The 23,077-nt window shown below is 45.5% G+C and carries 23 protein-coding genes; 4 read left to right on the forward strand and 19 right to left on the reverse strand.

Annotated features, from left to right (window positions below; translation table 11 throughout):
- Positions 1 to 23: 23 nt before the first annotated feature.
- The 6 genes from AABI08_RS07095 to AABI08_RS07120 all read right to left on the reverse strand — a co-directional run bounded on the left by AABI08_RS07095 (position 24) and on the right by AABI08_RS07120 (position 4,755).
- Positions 24 to 251 (reverse strand): YozE family protein, encoded by a 228-nt coding sequence (locus AABI08_RS07095; RefSeq protein ID WP_083994348.1) that lies wholly within the window; start codon positions 249 to 251, stop codon positions 24 to 26.
- Positions 241 to 813 (reverse strand): DUF2140 family protein, encoded by a 573-nt coding sequence (locus tag AABI08_RS07100; RefSeq protein WP_338344205.1) that lies wholly within the window; start codon positions 811 to 813, stop codon positions 241 to 243. Before AABI08_RS07100 ends, AABI08_RS07095 begins: the two co-directional genes overlap by 11 nt.
- An 18-nt stretch (positions 814 to 831) precedes the next feature.
- Positions 832 to 1,683 carry a DegV family protein gene (locus tag AABI08_RS07105; RefSeq protein WP_338344204.1) on the reverse strand — a complete coding sequence of 284 codons (852 nt, stop codon included), beginning with the start codon at positions 1,681 to 1,683 and terminating at the stop codon, positions 832 to 834.
- A 15-nt stretch (positions 1,684 to 1,698) separates the two neighbouring features.
- On the reverse strand, positions 1,699 to 2,196 hold the full coding sequence (locus AABI08_RS07110; RefSeq protein ID WP_338344203.1) for a dihydrofolate reductase: 498 nt from the start codon (positions 2,194 to 2,196) through the stop codon (positions 1,699 to 1,701).
- Positions 2,183 to 3,400 (reverse strand): CCA tRNA nucleotidyltransferase, encoded by a 1,218-nt coding sequence (locus AABI08_RS07115; RefSeq protein WP_338344201.1) that lies wholly within the window; start codon positions 3,398 to 3,400, stop codon positions 2,183 to 2,185. The genes AABI08_RS07110 and AABI08_RS07115 overlap by 14 nt, the downstream gene beginning before the upstream one ends.
- An 89-nt stretch (positions 3,401 to 3,489) precedes the next feature.
- Positions 3,490 to 4,755: a tetratricopeptide repeat protein gene (locus tag AABI08_RS07120; protein WP_338344200.1), complete on the reverse strand. Its 1,266-nt coding sequence runs from the start codon at positions 4,753 to 4,755 to the stop codon at positions 3,490 to 3,492.
- Positions 4,756 to 4,951: 196 nt separating this feature from the next.
- On the opposite strand from AABI08_RS07120, the gene AABI08_RS07125 reads away from it, so the two are divergent.
- A complete protein-coding gene (locus tag AABI08_RS07125) occupies positions 4,952 to 5,503 on the forward strand; it encodes an Ada metal-binding domain-containing protein (protein ID WP_338344199.1) in 552 nt (183 codons plus the stop codon).
- Positions 5,504 to 5,582: 79 nt separating this feature from the next.
- Positions 5,583 to 6,368: a glucose-1-dehydrogenase gene (locus AABI08_RS07130; RefSeq protein ID WP_338344198.1), complete on the forward strand. Its 786-nt coding sequence runs from the start codon at positions 5,583 to 5,585 to the stop codon at positions 6,366 to 6,368.
- Positions 6,369 to 6,467: 99 nt separating this feature from the next.
- Here AABI08_RS07130 and AABI08_RS07135 read toward each other — a convergent pair whose 3' ends face one another.
- The 4 genes from AABI08_RS07135 to AABI08_RS07150 form a co-directional block, all read right to left on the reverse strand.
- Complete coding sequence (locus AABI08_RS07135) at positions 6,468 to 7,283, reverse strand: hydroxymethylpyrimidine/phosphomethylpyrimidine kinase (RefSeq protein ID WP_338344197.1); 816 nt, start codon at positions 7,281 to 7,283, stop codon at positions 6,468 to 6,470.
- 100 nt (positions 7,284 to 7,383) lie between these two features.
- Positions 7,384 to 9,540, reverse strand: coding sequence for a type I DNA topoisomerase (gene topA, locus AABI08_RS07140; protein ID WP_338348657.1), 2,157 nt, complete (start codon positions 9,538 to 9,540; stop codon positions 7,384 to 7,386).
- A 168-nt stretch (positions 9,541 to 9,708) separates the two neighbouring features.
- On the reverse strand, positions 9,709 to 10,587 hold the full coding sequence (gene dprA / locus AABI08_RS07145) for a DNA-processing protein DprA (protein ID WP_338344195.1): 879 nt from the start codon (positions 10,585 to 10,587) through the stop codon (positions 9,709 to 9,711).
- Between the two features lie 104 nt (positions 10,588 to 10,691).
- The gene (locus AABI08_RS07150) at positions 10,692 to 12,608 is read right to left on the reverse strand and encodes an ABC-F family ATP-binding cassette domain-containing protein (protein ID WP_338344194.1); all 1,917 of its coding nucleotides are present in this window, start codon (positions 12,606 to 12,608) and stop codon (positions 10,692 to 10,694) included.
- An 87-nt stretch (positions 12,609 to 12,695) separates the two neighbouring features.
- On the opposite strand from AABI08_RS07150, the gene AABI08_RS07155 reads away from it, so the two are divergent.
- Entirely contained in the window at positions 12,696 to 13,574 is an 879-nt protein-coding gene (locus AABI08_RS07155; protein WP_338344193.1) for an N-acetylmuramoyl-L-alanine amidase family protein, read from the forward strand.
- A gap of 393 nt (positions 13,575 to 13,967) precedes the next feature.
- Here the strand turns inward: AABI08_RS07155 and AABI08_RS07160 are convergent, their stop codons facing one another.
- The 3 genes from AABI08_RS07160 to xerC form a co-directional block, all read right to left on the reverse strand.
- Positions 13,968 to 14,861, reverse strand: a complete 894-nt coding sequence (locus AABI08_RS07160; protein ID WP_338344192.1) for a type I 3-dehydroquinate dehydratase — start codon at positions 14,859 to 14,861, stop codon at positions 13,968 to 13,970.
- A gap of 74 nt (positions 14,862 to 14,935) precedes the next feature.
- Entirely contained in the window at positions 14,936 to 15,811 is an 876-nt protein-coding gene (locus AABI08_RS07165) for an aldose 1-epimerase family protein (RefSeq protein WP_047974458.1), read from the reverse strand.
- A gap of 75 nt (positions 15,812 to 15,886) precedes the next feature.
- A complete protein-coding gene (xerC, locus tag AABI08_RS07170; RefSeq protein WP_338344190.1) occupies positions 15,887 to 16,834 on the reverse strand; it encodes a tyrosine recombinase XerC in 948 nt (315 codons plus the stop codon).
- A gap of 139 nt (positions 16,835 to 16,973) precedes the next feature.
- Here xerC and AABI08_RS07175 point away from each other — a divergent pair, with 139 nt between their 5' ends.
- Positions 16,974 to 17,234, forward strand: a complete 261-nt coding sequence (locus AABI08_RS07175; RefSeq protein WP_168778260.1) for a hypothetical protein — start codon at positions 16,974 to 16,976, stop codon at positions 17,232 to 17,234.
- Between the two features lie 122 nt (positions 17,235 to 17,356).
- Here the strand turns inward: AABI08_RS07175 and AABI08_RS07180 are convergent, their stop codons facing one another.
- The 6 genes from AABI08_RS07180 to AABI08_RS07205 form a co-directional block, all read right to left on the reverse strand.
- Positions 17,357 to 18,700, reverse strand: a complete 1,344-nt coding sequence (locus AABI08_RS07180) for a PFL family protein (protein ID WP_338344188.1) — start codon at positions 18,698 to 18,700, stop codon at positions 17,357 to 17,359.
- Positions 18,701 to 18,745: 45 nt separating this feature from the next.
- A complete protein-coding gene (locus AABI08_RS07185) occupies positions 18,746 to 19,015 on the reverse strand; it encodes an ACT domain-containing protein (protein WP_047974462.1) in 270 nt (89 codons plus the stop codon).
- Positions 19,016 to 19,079: 64 nt separating this feature from the next.
- On the reverse strand, positions 19,080 to 19,526 hold the full coding sequence (locus AABI08_RS07190) for a nucleoside 2-deoxyribosyltransferase (RefSeq protein WP_047974463.1): 447 nt from the start codon (positions 19,524 to 19,526) through the stop codon (positions 19,080 to 19,082).
- Between the two features lie 134 nt (positions 19,527 to 19,660).
- Positions 19,661 to 20,824 (reverse strand): hydroxymethylglutaryl-CoA synthase, encoded by a 1,164-nt coding sequence (locus AABI08_RS07195; RefSeq protein WP_338344187.1) that lies wholly within the window; start codon positions 20,822 to 20,824, stop codon positions 19,661 to 19,663.
- A 75-nt stretch (positions 20,825 to 20,899) separates the two neighbouring features.
- Positions 20,900 to 22,525 carry an ABC-F family ATP-binding cassette domain-containing protein gene (locus tag AABI08_RS07200; protein WP_047974465.1) on the reverse strand — a complete coding sequence of 542 codons (1,626 nt, stop codon included), beginning with the start codon at positions 22,523 to 22,525 and terminating at the stop codon, positions 20,900 to 20,902.
- 94 nt (positions 22,526 to 22,619) lie between these two features.
- Entirely contained in the window at positions 22,620 to 23,015 is a 396-nt protein-coding gene (locus tag AABI08_RS07205; RefSeq protein WP_338344186.1) for a hypothetical protein, read from the reverse strand.
- Positions 23,016 to 23,077: the final 62 nt, after the last annotated feature.

Here is a 23,077-nt window from a genome sequence, read left to right on the forward strand (position 1 = left end):
GGACTTTCCTTCCTATCTTTCTCTTAGCGCGAAGCTTGGTATTCGGACCAAGCCTCATCAAAAATCGTCATCGACATTAAATAGCTCGCTGAACCTTCCAAGTAATTTGAAAGCTCGTCAAAATCCGTCGACTGTTTTGGAAAACTTTGGTCTAAAAAGGCGTTGTTAGCAAATTGTTGAATCTCGGTTGCTGCAACCGGATTGCGGTTGGTCATTAACCAACCGTAAAAAGTTCGTGACTTACTGGGCACTAGTATCTACCTCTGCAAATTTAAAAATTCCATTCTGGACATCAATCTGCTTAGCTTGATAAGCTGTTTGACCGTCCTGAGTTAATTGTGACAAATCCAAAGTAATTTGACCCTGACTTGGCTGAATGGCCACACCAGCCGGTGCTACATTTTGCTTGAGTAAGTAACCGAGGGCTGCCTTAGCAGGAACATCCAGCGAGTTAACCTTCGCCTTGTTAACAGTCAAGACTACGTCTCCATCACTGGTAACCTTTGGTGTCATCGTCAGTTGCCCCTTTAAACTCGAACTCGTACTGGTTGCAACAATGTTTTGACCATCCAGGTTCACCTGATATTGACTATTTTGCAGTTTGGACTGAATCATATCGTTGACTTCGTCTTTAGTGAATGACTTAGTTGCTAATACTTTCTTTGAACCAGTCGACTGGTCACTATCTGATTTTTTAGTGCTAACCGTTGGACCCGTTTGGTTGGCCAGGCTCGTGTAAGCAACGCCTACCCCTGCTCCCAAAACAACCACAATCCCGGCAATTGTTAAAATAACTATCTTACCCTTTTTCACTTAGTATCAACTCTTTCTTTATTCTGCTTCATAGAGGATGGCCAAAGCGCCCATCCCCGTGTGAGTCGAGATAATTGGTGTTGCCACTGACAAAAGAATGTCAATGTCTGGCCAAATGGCATTTAAGCGTTGGACCATTTCTTCGGCCTCATCCTTGATGCCGGTATAAGTTACCCCAATCGCCTTCATCTGCTTATAGCCCTTCATTTGCTCGATTACGCTCTCGTTGAAGGCCTTAATGGTCTTTAATCCGCGACCCTTAACCACGACATCCACTTTACCTTCCTCATCTACCTTAGCACCGACCTTAATATTCAAGAGATTACCAATCAAGCCCTGTGTCTTTGATAAGCGACCACCAGCAACCATATTGTCAAGTGAGCGGAATGACAAGAAGATGTACGTTTGATCTCGCGCAGTTTCCGCCACCTTCAAAACCTCTTCCAGGCTCTGACCAGCTTGTGCTGCTTTGGCTGCTGCCAAGACAACAAACGCTTCAGAGCGGTCAGCACTCAACGTATCGAACGCATGGACATCAGCTTTTGTTAAGGCGTTTGCCTGAGCGGCTGCATTTACTGTACCGGATAAGCCAGATGACAGGTGCAAAGATAAGACGGCTGCATCGGGATCTTCTTGATAGCATTGATCGTAAACTTCTTTAAAGGCCCCAATTGAAGGCTGTGAAGTCTGTGGCAATTGGTCGCTTTCTTGCATCTTTTCCAAGAATTCTTCTGCTGAAATGGTCACCCCATCCTGGTAAATTGTGCCATCAATCTGCACGGTCAATGGGACAACTTTAATTTGGTACTGGTCAATTTCTGCTTTGGTTAACTTAGCGGCTGAATCCGTTACAATCTGTACTTTAGCCATGGAATCGTCTCCTACTTACTTCCGTTTATATGTTAAAAAGGTTAATTGATAGTCGCCATCAACGGCCTCTTGTTGCGCTGTTAACGTGAACTGAGTTAAATCAACTGGGTCGACAAAGGTATCGCCATCAAAGTCACCGGCAACCTTTGTGACAATTAAGTCTGTCGCCATTGGCATTAATGCTGTAAAGACTTGAGCACCACCGGCAACCGTCACGACGTGTCCCTGGCTGATTTCATCATCAATCAAGGCTTGTAAACCTGCTAGAGTATGAACCACGGCAACCTCTTCAAAGCCGGGATCAAAATCAACTTGCCGAGTTAAAACAACCGTTTTCCGTTTTGGTAATGGACGACCAATGGCTGCCCATGTCGCACGGCCCATGACCATGGTCGAACCGACTGTTTCTTTTTTAAAGTGTTTTAAGTCTGATGGAATCGACCATGGTAAATCGCCATCTTTACCAATTGCATGGTGGTCATCTTCCGCCCAAACCATTTTAACTGTTGCCATGTGTCTGCTCCTCTACAAGGGTTGTCAAGGCCTCTTTGGTATTGTCCATCTGGCCTAAGACGACAGCTTGTTCCATCTTTTTTAATGCTGCGCCCAAATTAGGGCCGGGCTGCGCCAAGCCGGCCGCAATCAGGTCCCCACCACTTAGGGCAAGGTCCTTCATTGAATAAATTGGCAGGCTATCATATGTCTTTTGAATACGGTCCGTCACGCTTTTGTCCATCCCCATGACCGTCAGCGTTTCCAGCAACGTTCTCACGTGGGCATTGTGCTCATAAATGGCCCACCGGTCAATTTGGTTGACATTGGCTAATAGCGGTCCAACCGCCATCACGGCCTGCATCACCTCTTTTGATAACTTCCATTGCCGCAGTTGTGCTTGCAGAGTTGGACCATCAAATCCTTGCTGACCTAAGTACAAAGCCCAGACAACCTGTTCACTTTGCGGTTGTTTTCTTTCCAGCTGATTCGCAACCCCTAAAACATCGGCTTCCGTCATCAAGCCGGTTTCCCCTGGTAAATAAGGTAAGAGTCCAGCTTCAACTAAGATTTTCAAAGCTGATCCAGCGGCCAACCCTTGCAACATTTTCTCAAATTCAACTCGAATGCGCTCAACGGCGATTTTAGCTAAATTCGGTCCTAATTCCACCAAGGCAGCTAAAGTTTGATCTTCAATTTGAAAATCCAATTGCGCAGCAAAACGCAGGGCACGCATCATTCGCAAAGCGTCCTCTGTAAAACGTTCTTTTGCTAAACCGACCGCCCTGATTTGTCGGTTGGCCAAATCAGTCAGACCGTCAAAATAATCAATCACTTGACCGTCTTCATCAAGGGCAAACGCATTAATGGTAAAGTCTCGGCGCTTCAAGTCCTCACTCAATGACCGCACAAACGTAACCTGATCAGGTCGACGAAAATCTGTATAAGTGGATTCCGTTCGGAAGGTCGTAATTTCATAACCTTCACCGTGATCTAAGACCATGACGGTACCGTGTTGAATCCCGGTATCGACCGTCTTTTTAAAAATCTTTTTAATTTCTTCTGGGTAGGCAGAAGAAGCAATATCCACGTCGTGAATGGGTTTTTCTAAAATAATGTCGCGAACACAACCGCCAACAAAATAAGCCTGAAAGCCGGCTTCGTTGATCTGCTTTAGAATCGGCTTGGCAGCCGTCAATTCACTTGGTAACAGTTCAAGCTTCATCGCCACCTCCTTCTAATCATTTACTATTCATCTAATCTTAGCAAGATTTTACCCTGAATGCACGAAACAAAGGGATTTCCATCCATTTTTTAATCAAGCGCTAAGTCAGCCAAACGATCGGCTAATTCAAAGTTATCGGGATCTAAATCAACGGCCTTTTCTAAGGCAGTCAATTCCTCTTTTCGCCGACCCACTTCATGATACCAGTCAGCGAGATCATGCCAAAAATCAGGATTCGCCGGGTAATCAACTTGGGCGGCCTGCCATTGTTCCTCTGCCTTGTCTTCTTCTTCCTTGGCGTGGTAAGCCCGTGCCAAGTCCCAGCTAAAGCGTGGGTCAACTAAGTCTAATTCTTGGGCTGCACCAATGGTTTCGATGACGGCATCGTAGTCGTGACGAGCCAAATAGAGATCAGCTAAAGCACTATAAGTTGCTAAATCTTGGTCATCGAGGGCAAGCGCTTGATTGAAGTCGTCTTTGGCCTGGTCGTACTGACCCATTTTAAAGGCTAAGAGCCCAGCTTGACGGTACAAAACCGGGTTCGTTTGGTCGTAAGAAAGACCTACCCGATAAGTCTTTTCCGCCTGATCAAAATCATTAATCCGCTCATAGAGTTGTCCGAGTAATGGGTAAACAGAAGTGTACTGGGGGTCTGCCGCCAAAATATCCTCAAAGAGTGGTAAGGCATCCTCATCCGCTTTTTTCTCGACATACAAGAAAGCCAGCTGGAACTTGGTATCAATTGTCAGATCAATGGGCTTAATCTGTTCAAGGTAAGCAATGGCGTTATCAACGTTCCCAATTGCTGCATAGGCCGTTCCAATTCGAGCAGCCATATCAACCTTAGCAATCCGTCGTTGACCGGCTAACAAGAGTTGGCGATAACCACGAATAGCCTGGTGGTACTGACCGGTCGTAAAGTAAAATTCAGCCAGGGCAAAGGTTACCACTGGTTCATCGGGTGCCAGCTGTGACGCCTTTTCTAAGGCATGTTCTGCTGACTCACTTAAGCCTTCTGATTGGTACAAGTCCGCTTTAACCAGCAAGGCCTGCAAATAGGCTGGTGAATCTTCTGGAATTTGGGCTAAGTAGTCCTGAGCCAAATCCAAGTCGTTTTCTTCAATCGCTAATTCCGCCAAAGCTGTCTTCAAGTCACCCTCATCAGGGTATTTGGCCAGAAGGTGTAAATAAGCTTTCTTGGACTCTTCGACAAAACCAATGGCATAGAGGTCTTCAGCTAGTGAATAAACCAAATCATCTTCATCTTCGGCTAGTGATTTTTGAAAGGCTTTCTGTGCTTGGCCCATTTGTCCCAAGCGAATAGCAGCCATCATTTCTTCTGCATAATTAGTCAATTTTTTAATCGCCTTTCCAAACGCTTTTTGCGTGAATGTTCTCTTCTATTTTACTAAATCAGCCTTTGAAACACAAAAAGCCTTCTTTGTAAAATAATAGTAATACTCAAATAGACCAATTTGTGTTATTATTGTCTGGAGCTTTTTCATAAGCAATTTCCGGGAACTAGATAAATTCTAAAAGGAGGTCTTCAGGATGTACTCATTAACAAAAAAGCGTTGGCAAGCAATTCACAATCGAGATGCAGACTATAACGGTAGCTTTATCTACGGTGTCACAACCGATAAGCGGGTTTGTTGTCCCTCATGCGTCCATGGTAGTGGCACCCACCCTGAAGATATTCAAATTTTCAAAACAAATGACGAGGCATTGTTCGAAGGTTTTCGTCCTTGCTCTGATTGTCAACCATTTGGCGAACTATCCGATAAGGCTGATTTAGTCTTCCGGGTGAAAGAATACCTTGCAGCTAACTATAAGAATCGAATTACACTCGAATCCTTGAGCGAAGACTTTTCCGTCTCATCAGGAATCCTGCACCGCGCCTTTATGACCGTGGCTGAAGAAAGCCCACAAAGCTATCTTCTACGAGTGCGGATGTTCCATGCCAAGAAGCTACTCAAAGATGGCAAAGACTCTGTTGCCCTCGTTGGCCTCAAGGTTGGCATCCCCAACCTCTCATACTTCAACACCGTCTTCAAGCAAGAAGCCGGCGTGACGGCCGTTCAATACCGCAAGCAAAACAAATAAACTTGCCAATCCAAGTTCATTAAGATAGAGTAGACAGCGAAACCAACTTTCGCTGTTTTTTTGTACAAGGAGGAACTAAATGTTTAATGATTTGAACAAAAAAGTTGCCGTCATTACTGGCGGATCAAAGGGCATTGGTAACGCAATCGCGTTGCGCTTTGCTCAAGAAAAGATGAACGTTGTCATTAACTACCATTCCGACGAAGCCGGGGCCCAAGCGGCCGTCGATGAGATTCGAGAAAATGGTGGCGATGCTGTTGCCGTCAAGGCTGACGTTTCAACTGAAACCGGCGTCAAGGCCCTTTTACAGGCTGCGATTGATAACTTTGGCGGTTTGGATGTTTGGGTCAACAATGCCGGTATGGAAATTCAAACACCAACCCACAAGATTACACTGGAGGAATGGAATAAAGTCATTGGCATTAACATGACCGGTGTGTTCCTTGGGGCAAAAGAAGCCCTCAACTACTGGTTGGAAAATGACCGGACTGGTAACATCATCAATATGTCTTCCGTCCACCAACAAATTCCTTGGCCAACCTTTGCTTCCTATGCAACCGCTAAGGGCGGCGTTAAGCTCTTTACCGAAACGATTGCCATGGAATATGCGCCAAAGGGTATTCGCGTCAACAATATCGCGCCCGGTGCCATTAACACGCCGATTAATGCGGAAAAGTTTGCTGACAAGGCCCAATATGAAGAAACGCAATCGATGATTCCAATGCAAAAGATTGGTGATCCTGAAGACGTGGCCGATGCTGCCGTTTGGCTAGCATCCGATCAAGCCAAGTACGTGACTGGTACGACCCTCTTTGTTGATGGGGGGATGACCCTTTATGCTGCCTTCCAAGATGGCAAGGGCTAATTTTTAAAAAGCATGCTAACATGCTAAAAAGGAGTTCTTCTAGTAGAAGAACTCCTTTTTTATTTATCAAAAAATAGGTAGTCGTTTTACTCGCTCACTTTATTTTGACCACTTGGCACCAATCTGAAAGACGTTGCCATCCGTTCGACTGTCATTCAGACGATACCCCTGCTGAATGCTTTGATGAACAAAAAACTGACTTTCCTCAACCGCTTGTTGCAAGTTCTCGCCCAAGGCTAATTTGGCCGTAATTGCTGCCGCTAAGGTACAACCGGCGCCATTAACAAAGGCATCCTCGCCTAAGGCTGCTTGTGCCAAATAACTAATTTGGCCTGACACTGCCAGCACATCCAAGGCTTTTTCATCCACAAAGCCCTGGCCACCCTTTAGGAATACGGCAGTTTGACCACGCTGACTGATTTCTTGTGCTAATTTTGCCAAATCAGTCGACGTCTTCGCCAAAGTACTAGTCCGTTCTGCCAAAGCTAACCCCTCATTTAAATTCGGTGTCGTGACCGTTGCCAGTGGCAATAGGCGGTCCAAATACCCTTGGACTAGTGCTTTGTTCTCGGCCAGGTGTCCTTCCTTCAAGGCCAACACAGGGTCAACCACTATTGGGCCGGCATAATCTTGTAAAAAGGCAACCACCCGGTCCAATTGCTTGACCGACGTTAACATCCCCACTTTAATAGCGGCAAAGTCTTTAACCTGCGCTAAAGACTTTAATTGCTGGTCAAAGACCTCATCTGGCACAGGAAAAACCGCCACATTGCTGGGCTGAATACTGACGATACTCGTAATCGCCGAAAAACCAGCTAGGCCGGCTTCTGCAAAGGTTGCCAAATCAGCCTGGAGTCCTCCACCGGCTAGCGAGTCCGATCCCGCAATGGTTAAAACTTTCTTACTTGCAGCCATACAGCCACCTTTCTTACTCATTTCTCAAAAAAAGCCGTCCTTCGTGATATGAACTCCAACATTCGGACATATCATTAGCGACGGCTTTTCAAAAATGCTTTTACTTCGCTTCACTCTTTTTTTTCTTCGCGGGTGCTTTTTTCTTAGTCTTAGTAGCAACAGAACCGCTAGTATCCTGGTCCTCACCGGTTGCGCTGGCATCCTTGTCGTCTACTTGATTTGGATCCTTTGGCTTATCCCATGAGACAAAGTCACAGTCAGGATAGCGAGAGCATCCATAAAACTTCCGGCCACGCTTGGTTTTGCGTTCCACAACTTGTCCCTTACCACACTTTGGACAAGTGATACCAATCTCTTGCACAATTGCCTTTGTATTCCGACAGTCTGGGAAACGGGAGCAAGCATAAAACTTACCATAGCGGCCCATCTTAATCACCATTGGTGCACCACAGACTTCACAGTCCATACCGGCCAATTCATCGTGCATCGTAATCTTTTCCAGGGTCTCCTCAGCGGACTGAACCTCCTTGGAGAATGGCTTGTAAAATTCGTCAACAACCGGGACCCACTTCTTATCACCGACTTCAATTTCATCCAGTGAATGTTCGACCTGAGCCGTAAACTTGGTATCGGTAATATCTGGGAACTTATCCTCAACAATTGTCTGGACAATTTCACCTAATTCAGTGGGCACAAATTTCCGTGCATCCACCCGCACATAGTTCCGTCGCTGGATCGTATCCAATGTTGGTGCATAAGTTGAAGGACGACCAACACCGTTTTCTTCCAAAGCCTTAATCAAAGCCGCTTCAGTATAGCGGGCTGGCGGCATCGTAAAGTGCTGTTCGGGGTTTGTCTTCGCCAAGTCGACTTCATCCCCCTCTGCCAAATCAGGCAAAAGGTTATCTTTTTCCTTGGCAGCAGGATATGCCTTCGTAAATCCAGCAAACTTGGTCTTTGATCCATTGGCATGGAATAGGACGCCATTTTGCTCAACCGTTACGGCTAAGGTATCCAAAATTTCTGGCGTCATCAAAGAGGCGACAAAACGCGACCAAATCAAGGAATATAACTTGAATTGGTCAGGGGTCAACTTATCTTTAATTGATGATGGCGTCTTCGTGACATCCGTTGGACGGATTGCTTCGTGGGCATCTTGAGCCCCTTCTTGCGGTGTCCCGGCAACGGGCTTATGGCTTGAATATTCCTCGCCCCACTCGTCATGAATATACTGAGCAGCAGCATTCTTCGCCACGGCTGAAAGTCGGGTCGAATCCGTACGCATATAGGTAATTAACCCAACTTGACCGAGGCCACGCCCTAAGTTAATTCCTTCGTAAAGCTGCTGAGCCGTCATCATCGTCTTCCGTGTTCGGAACTTCAACTGGGTGTTGGCTGCTTGTTGCATGGTTGACGTTGTAAATGGTGGCTGTGGTTGCCGCTTTCTTTCCTTGGCCTTGACTTCTGATACCTGGAAGGGCTTTTTCAAGTCCAAATCAGCCATGACCGCTTGAACGGCGGCGTTATCAGGTAACGGTTGCTTTTTACCAGCAAAGCCATAGAAGTTCGCCTTAAACTTCGACTTACCCTTCTTGAATTCAGAATCTAGGGTCCAGTATTCTTCTGGTTGGAAAGCCTGAATTTGGCGCTCTCTGGCAATGATTAAACCGAGAGCAACGGATTGGACTCGGCCGGCTGACAAACCACGCTTAACCGTCTTCCACAACACCGGTGAAATCGAATAACCCACCAACCGGTCGATAATCCGCCGAGCCTGCTGAGCATCAACTAAGTCTTGGTTAATGGTCCGTGGTTCCTTGAAGGCATTTTTAATCGTATCCTTCGTGATTTCGTTAAAGACCACTCGGTTCTTTTGTTCTGGATCAAGGTCCAAAATATGCTGTAAATGCCAGGCAATCGCCTCTCCTTCGCGATCCGGATCGGATGCGAGATAGACTTGCTTGGCAGCCTTAGCAGCTTTTTTCAGGTCCTTAATCACCGGACCCTTACCGCGAATATTAATGTACTTTGGTTCGTAATCCTGGTCAACATCAACACCCAATGTTGACTTAGGGAGGTCGCGGACATGGCCAATCGAGGCAACAACTTGATAAGTCGAGCCAAGATATTTTTCAATTGTCTTGGCCTTTGACGGACTCTCGACAATCACTAATTTTTTACTTGTTTTCTTCTTACTCTTTTTCTTTGGAGCAGTTGTTTTCTTGGTCTTTGCTTCTACCAACGTGTGATTCCCCATTTTTCTAAAGCCACTTGATTGGCGACAAAAGTGATTGTTTTGAACCAATAATCACGTTTATCAACCAAAAGCAAGCTTTCCTTTTGGTTTAACTCTCCCATCATACCAGTCAAAGCTACGCTTTGGCAAGACGGGTGGAATCATTTTCCTACTATATAAGGCAAATTTTTAAGTCAAACATGAAACCGCTTTAATGATATCACTGCTCGTTAAGACTGGCAACGCACCGGCCTGAATCAATTCGTTTGGGCCAACCGACAAGTGTGCATCAATCGGGCCAGGAACCGCTAAAACCTGTCGATTTTCTTGTAACGCTAAATTAGCAGTAATCAGCGACCCGGAATGGTGCTTGGCCTCAATCACTAACGTGGCACTCGAAAGGCCCGCAATAATTCGATTGCGGTCTGGAAAGTGGCTTCTCAATGGCAAGGACCCTACTGGGTATTCCGACAACAATAACCCCTGCTGACCAACCTGTTCTTGCAATAAACGATGATTGGCAGGATAAGCTCGGTCTAACCCAGTGCCAATGACGGCCAGCGGAACACCTCCATGATGAAAAGTCATCTGATGGGCCATCACATCAATCCCCTTCGCCAACCCCGAGACAACGCTAATCCCTGTCTTGACCACATCCGGCAGCAATTGCCGTAGGGCCGCTAGCCCATAAGGACTGGCAGCCCTAGCTCCGACCACCGCCAATGATGGCAAATCCAACGCCCGTAAGTCGCCCTGGTAAAAGAGAACTAATGGCGGCTGATAAATCTCACTGAGCCGTTTTGGATAATATTCGTCAAAATAGGTTAACCAGTCTCCCTGGTATGCCAAGGCTTTGTCCAATGACCACTCATAACTCACCTGAATCTGCCGATATAGTTGTGACCCAGGTTCCAAGCCTAGAACAAGGGCCAATGTTAAAAAGGGCCAGGGATAGGGACCCTGCTCTGGATTGCCTTGTTGATTTAAGGCGGCAATCACTTTAGCCTCTTTGGCCTTACCCACTCCAGGCGTTAGGTGCAGTGCTAACAAAAATTGCTTTAAATTCATCAAACTCCTCCTTCCTTTTAGCATCATTAGACGAAAGCAAGGAGGATCAATGATTATTCCAAACCAAAAAATAGTCTTAGCCACCTCAATAAAAAAACAGGGTCTTAACCCTGTCCTTCAACAATTTCACTTAATTCAGCCCAGCGTTCCATTTTCGCATCAAGGGCATCAGAGACCTCTTGCAATTGACTTTGAATTTCAACGACCTTTTGATAATCGGCACCATTGGCGGCCATTTGGTCATTAAAATCCTCTACTTGCGCTTCCAAATCAGCAATCTCATCCTCAATCGTTTCCCATTCGCGCTTTTCCATATAGGTTAACTTACGCTCTTTAGGCTTTTGTGCAGGTGCTGCTGACTTTTCCGTTGCTGATTTTTCTTTTTTATCCAGACGACTCGTCCCGGCACTTTTTTCACCTGGTAAGACAATCTCATCCAAATAAAGTGAGAACTCGCCATTATAACGATCAACTTGACCATTACCAGACAAATAATAACCGTAATCGGCCACCTTGTCCAAGAAATAACGGTCGTGGGAAACCGTCACGACAGTTCCTGCAAAGCGGGCCAGGAAATTTTCCAAAACGGTTAAAGTACCGATATCCAAATCGTTAGTTGGCTCATCCAGCAACAAAACATTTGGCTCCTGCAAAAGAATCTTTAGTAGGTACAACCGTCGCTTTTCACCACCAGATAACTTACGCACCAAAGTCCCATGCATAAAACTTGGGAAGAGGAACTGTTCTAGTAGGTCCTTGGCAGAAATAACGTTGCCATCGCGGTCCTTCACACTCGAAGCAACATCCGTTAGGTATTCGATCATCCGCTTATCGGCCGGAATCTCCTCCGTTACCTGTGTGTAATAGCCGATTCGCACCGTTTCCCCGATTTCTAATACCCCATCAGTCAATGGCAACCGCCCGGCCAAAACATTCAAAAGAGAAGATTTTCCAACCCCATTGGGTCCAGTAATACCAATTCGGTCGCGTTGACCAAAACGCAATGACAAGTCTTTAAAAATCAACTGGTCGCCAAAAGCCAAAGAGGCATGGTCTAAGGCAATTACTTTCTTACCTAAGCGCTGCTGGCCCAATGACACCTCAACGTCTTGGTCCGTACGCACATTCCCTAGCGAGTCCTCTAACTCCGCGAAGGCCCTTTCTCGGCCCTTTTGCTTCGTTGTCCGGGCCCGGGCTGATTTCTTCATCCAAACCAGTTCTTTTTCATAAAGCTTTTCGCGCTTATGTTCAGCAGCAGCCTCGTTTTCCTGGCGAATAGCCTTGCCCTCGACGTAATCTTGGTAGTTTCCTTGGTATTCATAGAGTTTCCCAAAGGAAAGCTCAAAAATTCGATTCGTCACCCGATCCAAGAAATAGCGATCGTGCGTAACCGTCAATAAGGCACCCTTGTACTTGGCCAAGTACTGTTCCAACCAGGCAATGGAATCAAAATCCAAGTGGTTGGTCGGCTCATCTAAAATCAGGAGATCTGGCTCCTGAATCAAAACCTGCGCTAAACCAACACGCTTTTTTTGGCCACCAGACAGGCTGGCCACTTCCTGATTTAAATTCGTTAAATGTAACTGCGTTAAAATAGTCTTAATCTGGGCCTCGATGGTCCAGGCATCATCACGATCCATAGCAGCCTGGGCCTTTTCAAAGCGGCTGGCTGCTTTTGGATTTTCGGGATCTTGTGCCAGGAAATCTAAGGACTCCTGGTAAGCCCGAATTGTTTGAAAAACAGGCTGGTCCCCAGCATAAATCGCATCTAGGACCTGCATGTGTCCAGCCAAATCAGGATCTTGTTCCAAGTATCCAACGCGATAATCATTTTGGGTCGAAATTGTCCCATGATCAGCGGGCTGCTTACCGGAAAGGGCATTTAAAAGGGTCGTTTTCCCGGACCCATTAACCCCAACCAGGCCAACACGGTCACCCTGGGTAATCAAAAAGGAAAGGCCATCAAAGAAGACCTTTTCACCGTATACAGACGTTAAATTTTCTACTCTAAATTGTTTCATGTCTTCTATTATACTCGAATCAAGGACCCTTTTTCTGGAATATTCGTGATAAAATAAACAGAAGTATATGAAGAATAGGCCGGATTGATGTTTCATTTAATAAATTGGATTAAACAAAATAAAATCGGAGCCATCATCGTTGGCGTCTTCACCTTTGCGACCATGATTCTCATCATCTCGCTGGCGCAACAAAACCAACTGACGACTCGTCCAGACCAAGTTCCCTTACGAACGGGTCCGGGACTGAACTACAAACAAATCACCAAGTTGAAGGCCGGCACCAAACTGACTGTTGTTGCCAAAAACAATGGTTGGTGGCAGGTTAAGCGCGATAACAATCAAAAAGTTGGTTGGGTCGCTTCTTGGGTTGCCAATAACACCAAATTAAAGACGGCCACACAGCTATCCGAAGCGACTATCGTCTTGGATCCCGGACATGGCGGTTCGGATACCGGTGCGATTTCAACGGATGGTAAGCACTATGAGAAGACCTACACCTTGAGAACGGCGTTGGCGACTGAAAAAGTTTTGACTGATTCCGGTGCGCGGGTCATCATGGTCCGCACCAAGGATGTCGTTGTTCCCCTACTTTACATCCCCCGCAAGGCCGAAAAGTATAACGCCGATGCCCAGATTTCCTTCCACTTCGACTCCTCAGAGTCGAACAACAGTGCTTCTGGCGTTTCCCAGTATTATTATAATGACAATTCACAATCACTCGCCCAAGCTTTAAATGGCTCACTGAATAACCTACCACTTGAAAATCGCGGTTACGAAACGATGCCTTACCTCGTGATTAAAGACGTCACCAGACCCGCCGTCTTACTCGAGAATGGTTTCATTAATTCAGACCATGACTTCTCTTACATTCGTCAAAGTTCCTATCAGCAAAAGATTGCTCGCGATGTCAAATCAGGTTTGGTTGCCTATCTAAACAGCCTATACCCAAACAATAATGGACAATAAAGCAAAGACTCCGCTCTCCCTATCAACCGATAAGGAAAACGGAGTCTTTTTTCTGCCGATAATACTGTCGAACGGCTAGCCAGTAAAACTAAGTTTTGAGCATAAAAAAACAGCACTCCGAAGAGTGCTGGGTAGGTAGATAGATAAACTACCTCAGTTGGTTAACAACAGTATAACATCACTAGCCTTGTTAGGCAAGCTCCTATCTCTTAAACGAGTTTTTCTAATCCATGCAGATTTATTTTATATCATAGGAAATCGATCACTTCTGCATTCAACGTTTGCTGTTCAATGCATTCTGATTCCCGAAATTATCAACAAGTAGCATCGCACAATTTCGCACAAATTGTTGAAAAAATCTAAACAAACATCAGTTCATAGATACAGTAACAATTACGCCCAACCTAATTCACTAATCGTACTTTTAATCAACGGTGTCTGCCAATTTTCCCCTAAGGCTAGGGTGACGAGGGCAGATTGAAAAACAAGCCAAGATTCAATTTGATCCTTCGAAAGGATACCGGTAACCGTTAACACAAGAGCAGTTTCGCCGGCTCGATCAGCCAAACCGGCTAAAATTAATTCAAAATCAGCTAAGTCAATTTCAGCTAGCCGATCAGCTGCAACCTGCAAATTCACCACATCCGGATTCTTGGTCAACAAAGCAGAGAAAGCCGCTCGAATTGTTTCTGGCGTCAAATCATCAATTATTCCCGTTCGAATAACCGGAACAGCCACTTTCTCGGCGACGGCTATGACCTTTTCCTGCAAATTTTCATCCAGTTCCTCTGGCAAGTAGACTCCGGCAAAACGGTCTGTTCCGGCTTGCAATGCCGTGGCTAAGAAATAAGCCTGGTCAGCCGGCGCTAGTTCTCCCTGACCACCGGCCTCTTTCGTCGTATAAGCCAGCAAAACCAAGTGATCTCCTGCTGTTTGAAGAGCGTTGTCCACTAATTCCTTTACAATTTGCTGGTGCATAGCCGGCCAATTAGATAGAAATTCTTGGTGAGCCTGGTCCAATTCTGCCTTCATTGCGGCTTTTTTCATCGCAGAAGCATCACGCTCTTCAACCGCCTGCGCACCACCGGCCTTAACCTGGTCCCAAATGACTTCTTTGGAAAACTCATCCACAATGGCATCAGCTTGCCAGATAACAGCATCTGGATTCTTCTGGTCTAACGCCTGCTTGAAGGGCGTAAATTTATCGGCCGGCCCCAATGCCATCGGAACGGCTAAGGCTGACTGGGCAATTGGCTTTTTCTGTTCAAATAATTCTGTAATTTTCATAGTCTAATAATCCGAAAGCCAGCTGGATGAGCAGCCGGCTTTTTTCTTTCATTGATTGATTTAAAATATTTTGCTTAAAAGAAATTCATCGAGTAGGAACCGTTAAAGGTATCACCCGCTGCAAGAACGTTCACACCAAACTTTTCCTTAAAGTTACCGGTGGCATCAACGGTATCGGCAATCCCCCACCAAGGTTCAACGGCAATAAACGGCGCATCCTTCCCGGCTGGAGTCCAAACACCAACAAACTGGGCATTATCAATCGTCATTTCCATGCCATGCTGGTTCGCTAGCCGAGCCAACAAGAAAGTTGTCTTCTGCCGATCGAGCTTCAAAATAATGGCATCATCATGATAGTCTTCTTGACGCAGACGCAATGGAATATTGGAAGAGAATGGCGTTGGCACATTTGGATTCGAATAAGGTCCAACCAAGCGAATTCGATCGTAAACCTTTTCGGGGGTCACAGACAAATAGTAATCCGAGAATTTACCACCATCAAGTGGGAGGTTAAAGGCTGGATGCCCTCCAACGGAGAAGAACAGTGAATCGTGACTCGCTGGATTCTTAACTTCGTACTCAACTTTCAATGATGAACCATTCAGGGTAAAGATAACATCAAAAATAAAAGCGAACGGATAAATTCGCCGTGTCGATTCGGAATCCTCCAACCGCAAACGAACAGCGTCATCCTGCTCACTGACAATCAAAAAATCCATATTTCGAGCAAAACCATGCTGGTTCATATAATAAGTTTGACCAGCCAGTTCATACTGATCCCCTTGAAGGCGACCAACAATAGGGAAAAGGTTAGGCGCATGCCGACCCCAATACATGGGATCCCCATACCAGATATACTCTAGTTCCGCTTCCTTATTCCACGCTGAAATCAGCTCCGCACCATGCTCGCTGATTTGTACCTTTAATTTGTCATTCTCCAGAATTATCATAACTTTATTTTACTATCTATTCTTAAGAATGACAATTTAATTGGCCCGCACTTTAAAAAAACTGTTGGATAAAAATCATCCCCCTCTTTTTGTGTGTCCTTCACCCGCTTTTTTGGCCCGTGGAAAGAAATTTTGATACGAATCCTGGAGCATCGCTTTCGAAACATGAGTATAGATTTGAGTCGTTGAAAGATTGGCGTGTCCCAATAGTTCCTGAACAGTCCGCATATCTGCTCCTCGGTTTAACAAAGCAGTCGCAAAGCTATGCCGTAGCATGTGCGGATGAATCTTACCCGTTAGGGTCGTTTTTTGCATCAACTGGTTGAGAATATAAGTCACACCGGCAGTAGTGATTGGGCCACCATTGGCATTTAAGAAGACGACATCTTTTTGATCTAAACGGTGACTTTTAGCCATTAACATCGGCCGGCAGTTGTCTAAATAGTCTTCCAAGGCTTTCTTGGCATATGAACCAAAAGGCACAAAACGGTCCTTATTCCCTTTTCCGTGAATCAGCACCAGACGCTGATTTAAATCAATTTGGTCCAATGTCAGTCCCGCAAATTCAGAAACTCGGGTTCCTGTGGCGAATAAGAATTCCAACAAAGCGGCATCTCGGCGCCAGAGGGGATGGTCATTCTGGTCATAGGCAACCTGAAAGAGTTCCAGCATCTCATTATCATAAAAAAATTCCGGTAAATGTGCCTGGTGCTTCCGCAGCGCCACCCCATCAAAGGGATTATCAACGGCTAAATTTTCACTCACCAAATAAGCATAGAAATTTTTCAGACTCGAAACCTTACGGGCAATCGTCGTTCGCGCGAGCATTTGATCATAAAGACTGGCTAAGTAAACTCGAACATCGAGGGTTTTCACACTGGTAAAGCCAGTGAAGCCCCCATTATCGGTCAAATAGTTCACAAATTCGTCAATATCGGTTCGATACGCTTTCACAGTTTGAAGCGAATAACCACGTTCTGCCCGCAAGTATTGTTGGTATTGTTGTACAGCATTGATTTCCATATTTCCATTATACAAAGACAAATGTTAAGAAGAACTTAAGATAGTTAGGATTCCACTAACCTTGACCTATGTGACAGTAATTAGACGAATGGCATTGTATAGTAATACTAATTACAGAAACGATACGGAGGATTTCGTCATGAATCTACCAGTTAATTCGACCAGAAGTTATTTACGCCACATTTTTGGGTTGAAGCGGGTCAAGGTCGATGCCTTCTTCTTGAGCATCCGTGATAACATTTTAAATCACCGTGACCAACGAGAAGCATGGAAAAACGGGACGACCTTCACACCAACCCATCATGAGGCCAAAGATTTACTCAATAAGCGGGTTGTTGCTGAAAACGACCGCTACTCTTATGGTCGACGCGCTCACCGTCAACACAATGATTTTAACTAATACGCATGAAAGGCCCACTGCAAAGTGGGCCTTTTTCTTATCATCATTTACCATGCCAAATATCAGCGCCAGCAAAAAATGAGCCCAAACCATACCTGGTCAAAGGCTCATTTTTTCTTTTTTTAATTCTTAAAGGAATGAATTGGTGCAGGCACGTGGCCACCGCGATTAATAAAGTCAGCAGAAGACTTACCCACCACTGGCATCACCGGAGCAGTTCCCAACAAACCACCATAGTCGACCATGTCGCCAACCTTTGTACCATTCGTTGGCAAAATTCGCACAGCTGTGGTCTTATTGTTTTGCACTCCAATCGCTGCTTCATCAGCAATCATTGCTGAAATGGTTGTCGCTGGTGTATCACCTGGGATGGCAATCATATCCAATCCAACAGAACATACGGACGTCATCGCTTCTAATTTGGCCAATGACAACGTTCCAGCCTGGACGGCATCAATCATGCCTGCATCTTCTGAAACAGGGATAAAGGCACCTGACAAACCACCAACACCTTGTGAGGCCATCACGCCACCCTTTTTAACGGCATCGTTCAAGAGCATCAAAGCAGCAGTCGTTCCATGCGTCCCAACTTGTTCCAAACCGATTTCTTCCAAGACTTCGGCCACAGAATCACCACGAGCTGGTGTTGGTGCTAAGGACAAATCAACAATTCCAAACGGTACGCCAAGGCGTTCCGATGCAATCGTTCCAACTAACTGACCAACACGGGTAATCTTAAAGGCCGTCTTCTTGATGGTTTCGGCAACCACCGTAATGGACTCCCCCTTGACCTGTTCCAAGGCACGCTTAACAACACCAGGGCCTGAAACACCGACGTTAATCACAACGTCCGGTTCTGAAACACCGTGGAAGGCGCCAGCCATAAAGGGATTATCTTCAACGGCATTGGCAAAGACAACCATCTTTGAATTCGCTGTGTCAGACTTATCCGTAATAGCCTTAATGGTCTCACCCATCAACTTGACGGCATCAAGGTTGATACCAGCCTTTGATGAACCAACGTTAATGGAAGACATCACAACGTCCGTTTCCGTCAAAGCATTTGGCAATGACTTAATCAGCGCCAAATCACCATGTGAAAAGCCCTTTTGGACCAAAGCGGAATAACCACCAATAAAATCAACGCCAACCTCTTTAGCGGCATCATCTAAGGCATGCGCCAAAACAAGGATTTCCTTTTCATCGGCATTACCGGCAATCAAAGAAACCGGCGTGACCGAAATCCGCTTATTCGTAATGGGTACACCATATTCACGTTCAATTTGTTGACCAACCGCCACTAAGTTCTTGGCATAGGTTGTCACCTTTTGATAAACGTTCTTCGCCGTTTCTTCAACTGAACCACCAACAGTGTCCAGCAAAGAAATGCCCATCGTAATCGTCCGGATGTCAAAATTATCTTCTTTGACCATCTGAATTGTTTCTCGAATTTGTGTTGTATCCATTATTTGCTTCTTTTCTTCGTCTTTGTTCGCACTAATTTTTTTAAATTAGATGTGGGACATCGTATCAAAAATTTCTTCTCGTTGAACGTGTACAGTCACGCCTAAACGAGCGCCTTCCTCTTTAACAGAGGCATAGACTTCATCAAAATCAGCAGCAGCATCGATTGCTACTAACATTGACATGGTAAAAGTCTTCGACATAATGGTCTGAGACATATCCAAAATGTTGACCCCATGTTCTGACAAGGTAGTGGCAATCCCTGCAACGATTCCTGTTTGGTCTTGGCCAACAACGGTGACAACTGCTTTAATCATGATTTTCTCCTCTAATTACTGGTTCAAGGCCTACAATTTTTGTCAGGCCCGACTTTGCTGATTTTTAGATAACTTCGCCATCATATGGCTTTGCTGGCAAAGCTTCTAAATCATACGACGCGACATCTTCAATCTTGTCGAAGTATGCCGTTAATGACATAGCAATCATTAAGTTCAACGTAATATCCGCTTCCTCTTTGATGACGACAACGGGAATTCCCTTGGCCTTCGCATAACCGATTTCCCAAGCAGTGCCTGAATCGGTATCAGCCCGGTCAAAATCAGCCAACGCTACCATCACATCACAATTGTCGATGGCTTCAACGTCGGACCCATAGGCGGCGTGACGCCATGGCTCTGAAAAAAGTTCATATTCAGCATGCTGATGCTTTCGGGGTGAAAAAACGTGACCAACTTGGTCGTGTTCTTCTAAGACCTTTTCGAGGCGCTCAGCCTTCTTAATCTGTGTTTCTGAAAAAAATGGTCCAGCTAAATAAATCCGCTTTGCCATGGGTAATTCTCCTTTACTTACCTGTTTACCTATTCTCTTAGTTTACCAAAAGCAAGTTGCAACGGGATAACATTCTAAATGAAAAATAGGACAAAAATAGAACGTTTCGCACGCTTTGCCACAAATGTTTGCCTTTAGCTGATCTTGTATTGGCGGTGACCATTTTGCCAACCAACAAACTGGCACAAGCCCGTGTTCTCGGGACCTGCCGTTGTTGCATCAACTCGATAGTCAAACAGCTGTGAATTGAAGACTTCCTCATACTCGCTGACTGAAAGCTGACGGCGATCGGCTAACATACCATCGACGTCCTGGCTAGCAATAGCAGACTGGAAGTTTTCTTGGATCTTTAATGAAAAGAGCTCGGCCTCTGCACCCGATCCATAAGAAAAGACGGCCAATCGTTGACCAGCAGCGATTTTTCCCTTTTGCAATAGGGAAAGTAGCGCAAGGTAGACAGAACCCGTGTAGAGGTTTCCAACCTGACGGTTATAAACCTGTGAAGCCGCCAGTTGTTCCTGCAGGAATTGCTGCTGCTCAGGTGTTGCTTGGTCCAAAATTTGGTCCAACGCCTTCTTGCCCATCTTCGTGTATGGCAGATGGAAGGCAAAGCCGGCAAAGTCGGCCAACGACAACTTTGTCTGTTCCGTATACCGAGTCCAAAGTGTCAAGAACATTTCCTTGTAAATATCCGTTGACAGATGGCCGTCAACCAAGGCCGTTGTTGCGGCCACTGGTCGCCAAAAATCAGGAACGTCCTGGCTCATACAAACGGAATCATCTTCGATTTCAGCGATCGCTGGATCAGCGCTCACCACCATGGCAATCGCACCGGCCCCCTGCGTGACCTCTCCAGCTGTCTTCAGCCCATAGCGAGCGATATCAGCCGCAATCACCAAAACTTTCTTGTCGGGGTGCAAGTTCACGTAGTCCTTGGCTTGCATCAGACCAAAGGTTCCGGCATAACAAGCCTGCTTCATTTCAATTGTCCGAATATAAGGCGATAGGCCCAACAACTTCTGCGCAAAAACGGCCGCTGATTTGGAATTATCAACCCCGGACTCGGTAGCAAAAATCAGCATATCAATGGCCGCAATATCATCAGCGGCCAAGATTTTTTTGGCGGCATTGACCCCCATTGTCACCACGTCTTCGTAGTTCGGCACGACAGATTGAACAGACTGACCAATTCCAATCGTATACTTGTCAGGTTCATCGCCTCTAGCCTTTGCTAATTCGACCATATCAAGTGCTAGTCCTGGCGTGTAGAAAGCTAATTTATCAATACCTGCAGCCATTAAAAATCTCCTTTTTACTTAAGCAAAAAAGCGCTCGAAAGCGCTCCTTGATGGTTCTCACCATCAGCTTATGAATTAATCGTACAAAGCCTTCACCTTGGCTTGAATACTGTCCGTGTTAATAAAGTCATCATAAGTAGTATCCAAACGATCAACCACGCCCTTGGCAGAAACTTCAACGATATGATTTGCCGTTGTTTCCAAGAATTCGTGGTCATGAGAAGTCATGATAACAGAGCCCTTAAAGTCCGCAACCGCATCGTTCAGTGACTGAATTGATTCCAAATCCAAGTGGTTTGTTGGATCGTCAAGCAACAAAACGTTGGCCTTCAACAGCATCAACTTAGCCAAAACGATTCGAACCTTTTCGCCACCGGACAAAACCTTAATCTGCTTCAAGGCGTCATCACCCTTGAAGAGCATTTGACCGAGCATACCACGCAATGACGTATTGTCCTTTTGCTCTTCTTCGGCAAAATCACGCAACCAATCCAAGATGACCTTTTCTTGGTCGTCGAAGTTATCGTTCAAATCCTTAGCCAAGTATGACTGAGTTGTTGTAACCCCCCAAGTAACAGAACCAGTATCGGGTTCCATCGTACCAGCCAAGATTTGCATCAACGTGGTCGTTGCCAAATCAGACCGGGACAAAATGGCAATCTTATCGCCAGGACGGCCAGTAAAGGTAATGTTATCCAAAACCTTTTCACCATCAATCGTCTTGGAAACCCCTTCAACGCGAACTAAGTCATTCCCCAATTCACGGTTCAATGGGAAGGAAATGTAAGGATACTTACGGGATGAAGGCTTGATATCATCCAACGTAATCTTGTCCAACTGCTTCTTACGAGCCGTTGCCTGCTTTGACTTTGAGGCGTTGGCAGAGAACCGTGCAACGAATTCTTGCAGCTGCTTGATTTGCTCTTCCTTCTTAGCGTTTTGCTGTGAGGCCAAGCGTTGGGCCAATTCAGCTGATTCACGCCAGAAATCGTAGTTTCCAACGAACGGCGTAATCTTACCGTAGTCGACATCTAAGATATTCGTTGAAACGACGTTCAAGAAGTGACGATCGTGCGAGACAACAATCACGAGGTTTTCAAAGTCAGCCAAAAAGTCTTCCAACCAGGCAATCGTCTGAACATCCAATCCGTTAGTCGGCTCATCCAAAACTAAGATATCTGGGTTACCAAACAAAGCCTGAGCCAACAAGACCTTCACCTTATCGTTTTCAGTCAAGTCGCCCATCATGCTTTGTTGCATTGATTCATCAATGCCCAACTTAGTCAACAATTGTGCTGCTTCAGTTTCAGCGTTCCAGCCGTCCAGCTCTTCAAATTCAGCGGATAAGTCACCAACACGCACCCCGTCTTCATCTGAAAAATCAGGCTTGGCATAGATAGCGTCCATTTCAGTCTTAACCTGGTAGAGGCGTTCGTGTCCCTGGATAACCGTGTCCATCACCGTAAAGTCATCAAAGGCGAAGTGATCCTGCTGTAAGGATGACATTCGGTCGTTATCGCTAATGCTGATGACACCCTCAGTCGGTTCCAATTCCCCCTGAAGCAATTTCAAAAAGGTTGACTTACCGGCACCATTGGCTCCGATAATGCCGTACGTATGGCCGGGGACCAACTTTAAGTTAACGTCCTGGTAAAGTTTCTTACCAGAAAATGAAAATGACATGTCTGCAACAGTAATCACGAATGCTTCCTCCAAAGGGGTAAAAAGTAAAAAATTATTCTCTTAGTATTTTAACAGAAAAACGCCCCCTTTTGGGGGGCGCTTTCTTTGATTATTAAAGATCTTCATAACCGCCATCGATTGGCAATAGGTCTTCATCGGGGTCAGATCGCGTATCGGACCAAAAAGTAAAAATCGTCAAAACCAAGTACAAACCGGCCAAATAATAACCATATTCAGTATCAACCCAGTCAAAGTACCAGGTAGTCACCACGCCAAAAAGCAGTGGCTGCACAAAAATCCAGTAAAAACGCAGACCGTGCTTGCGAATTTGAGCGCCAAAGTACAAGGCAAAGCCCCCATTTAAGACAAAGCAGAGCCAAAAGACCAGATTAATATCTGACCAGTCAAATTTGTCGGCCACAAATGGCAACAAGACTGCCACGAAAATCATGATCAATAAGTTATAAAACCAAGCTGAGTGGTGTAATTTATTTAAAAAATTACGCATGTAAAAACCTCATTCACAGTGAAATTGTTATAACAAATTATAGGCTGTTTAGCCGATGAGGG

Origin of the sequence: Fructobacillus evanidus, assembly GCF_963580165.1 — a bacterium.
In the GTDB taxonomy this organism is placed as follows: domain Bacteria; phylum Bacillota; class Bacilli; order Lactobacillales; family Lactobacillaceae; genus Fructobacillus; species Fructobacillus evanidus.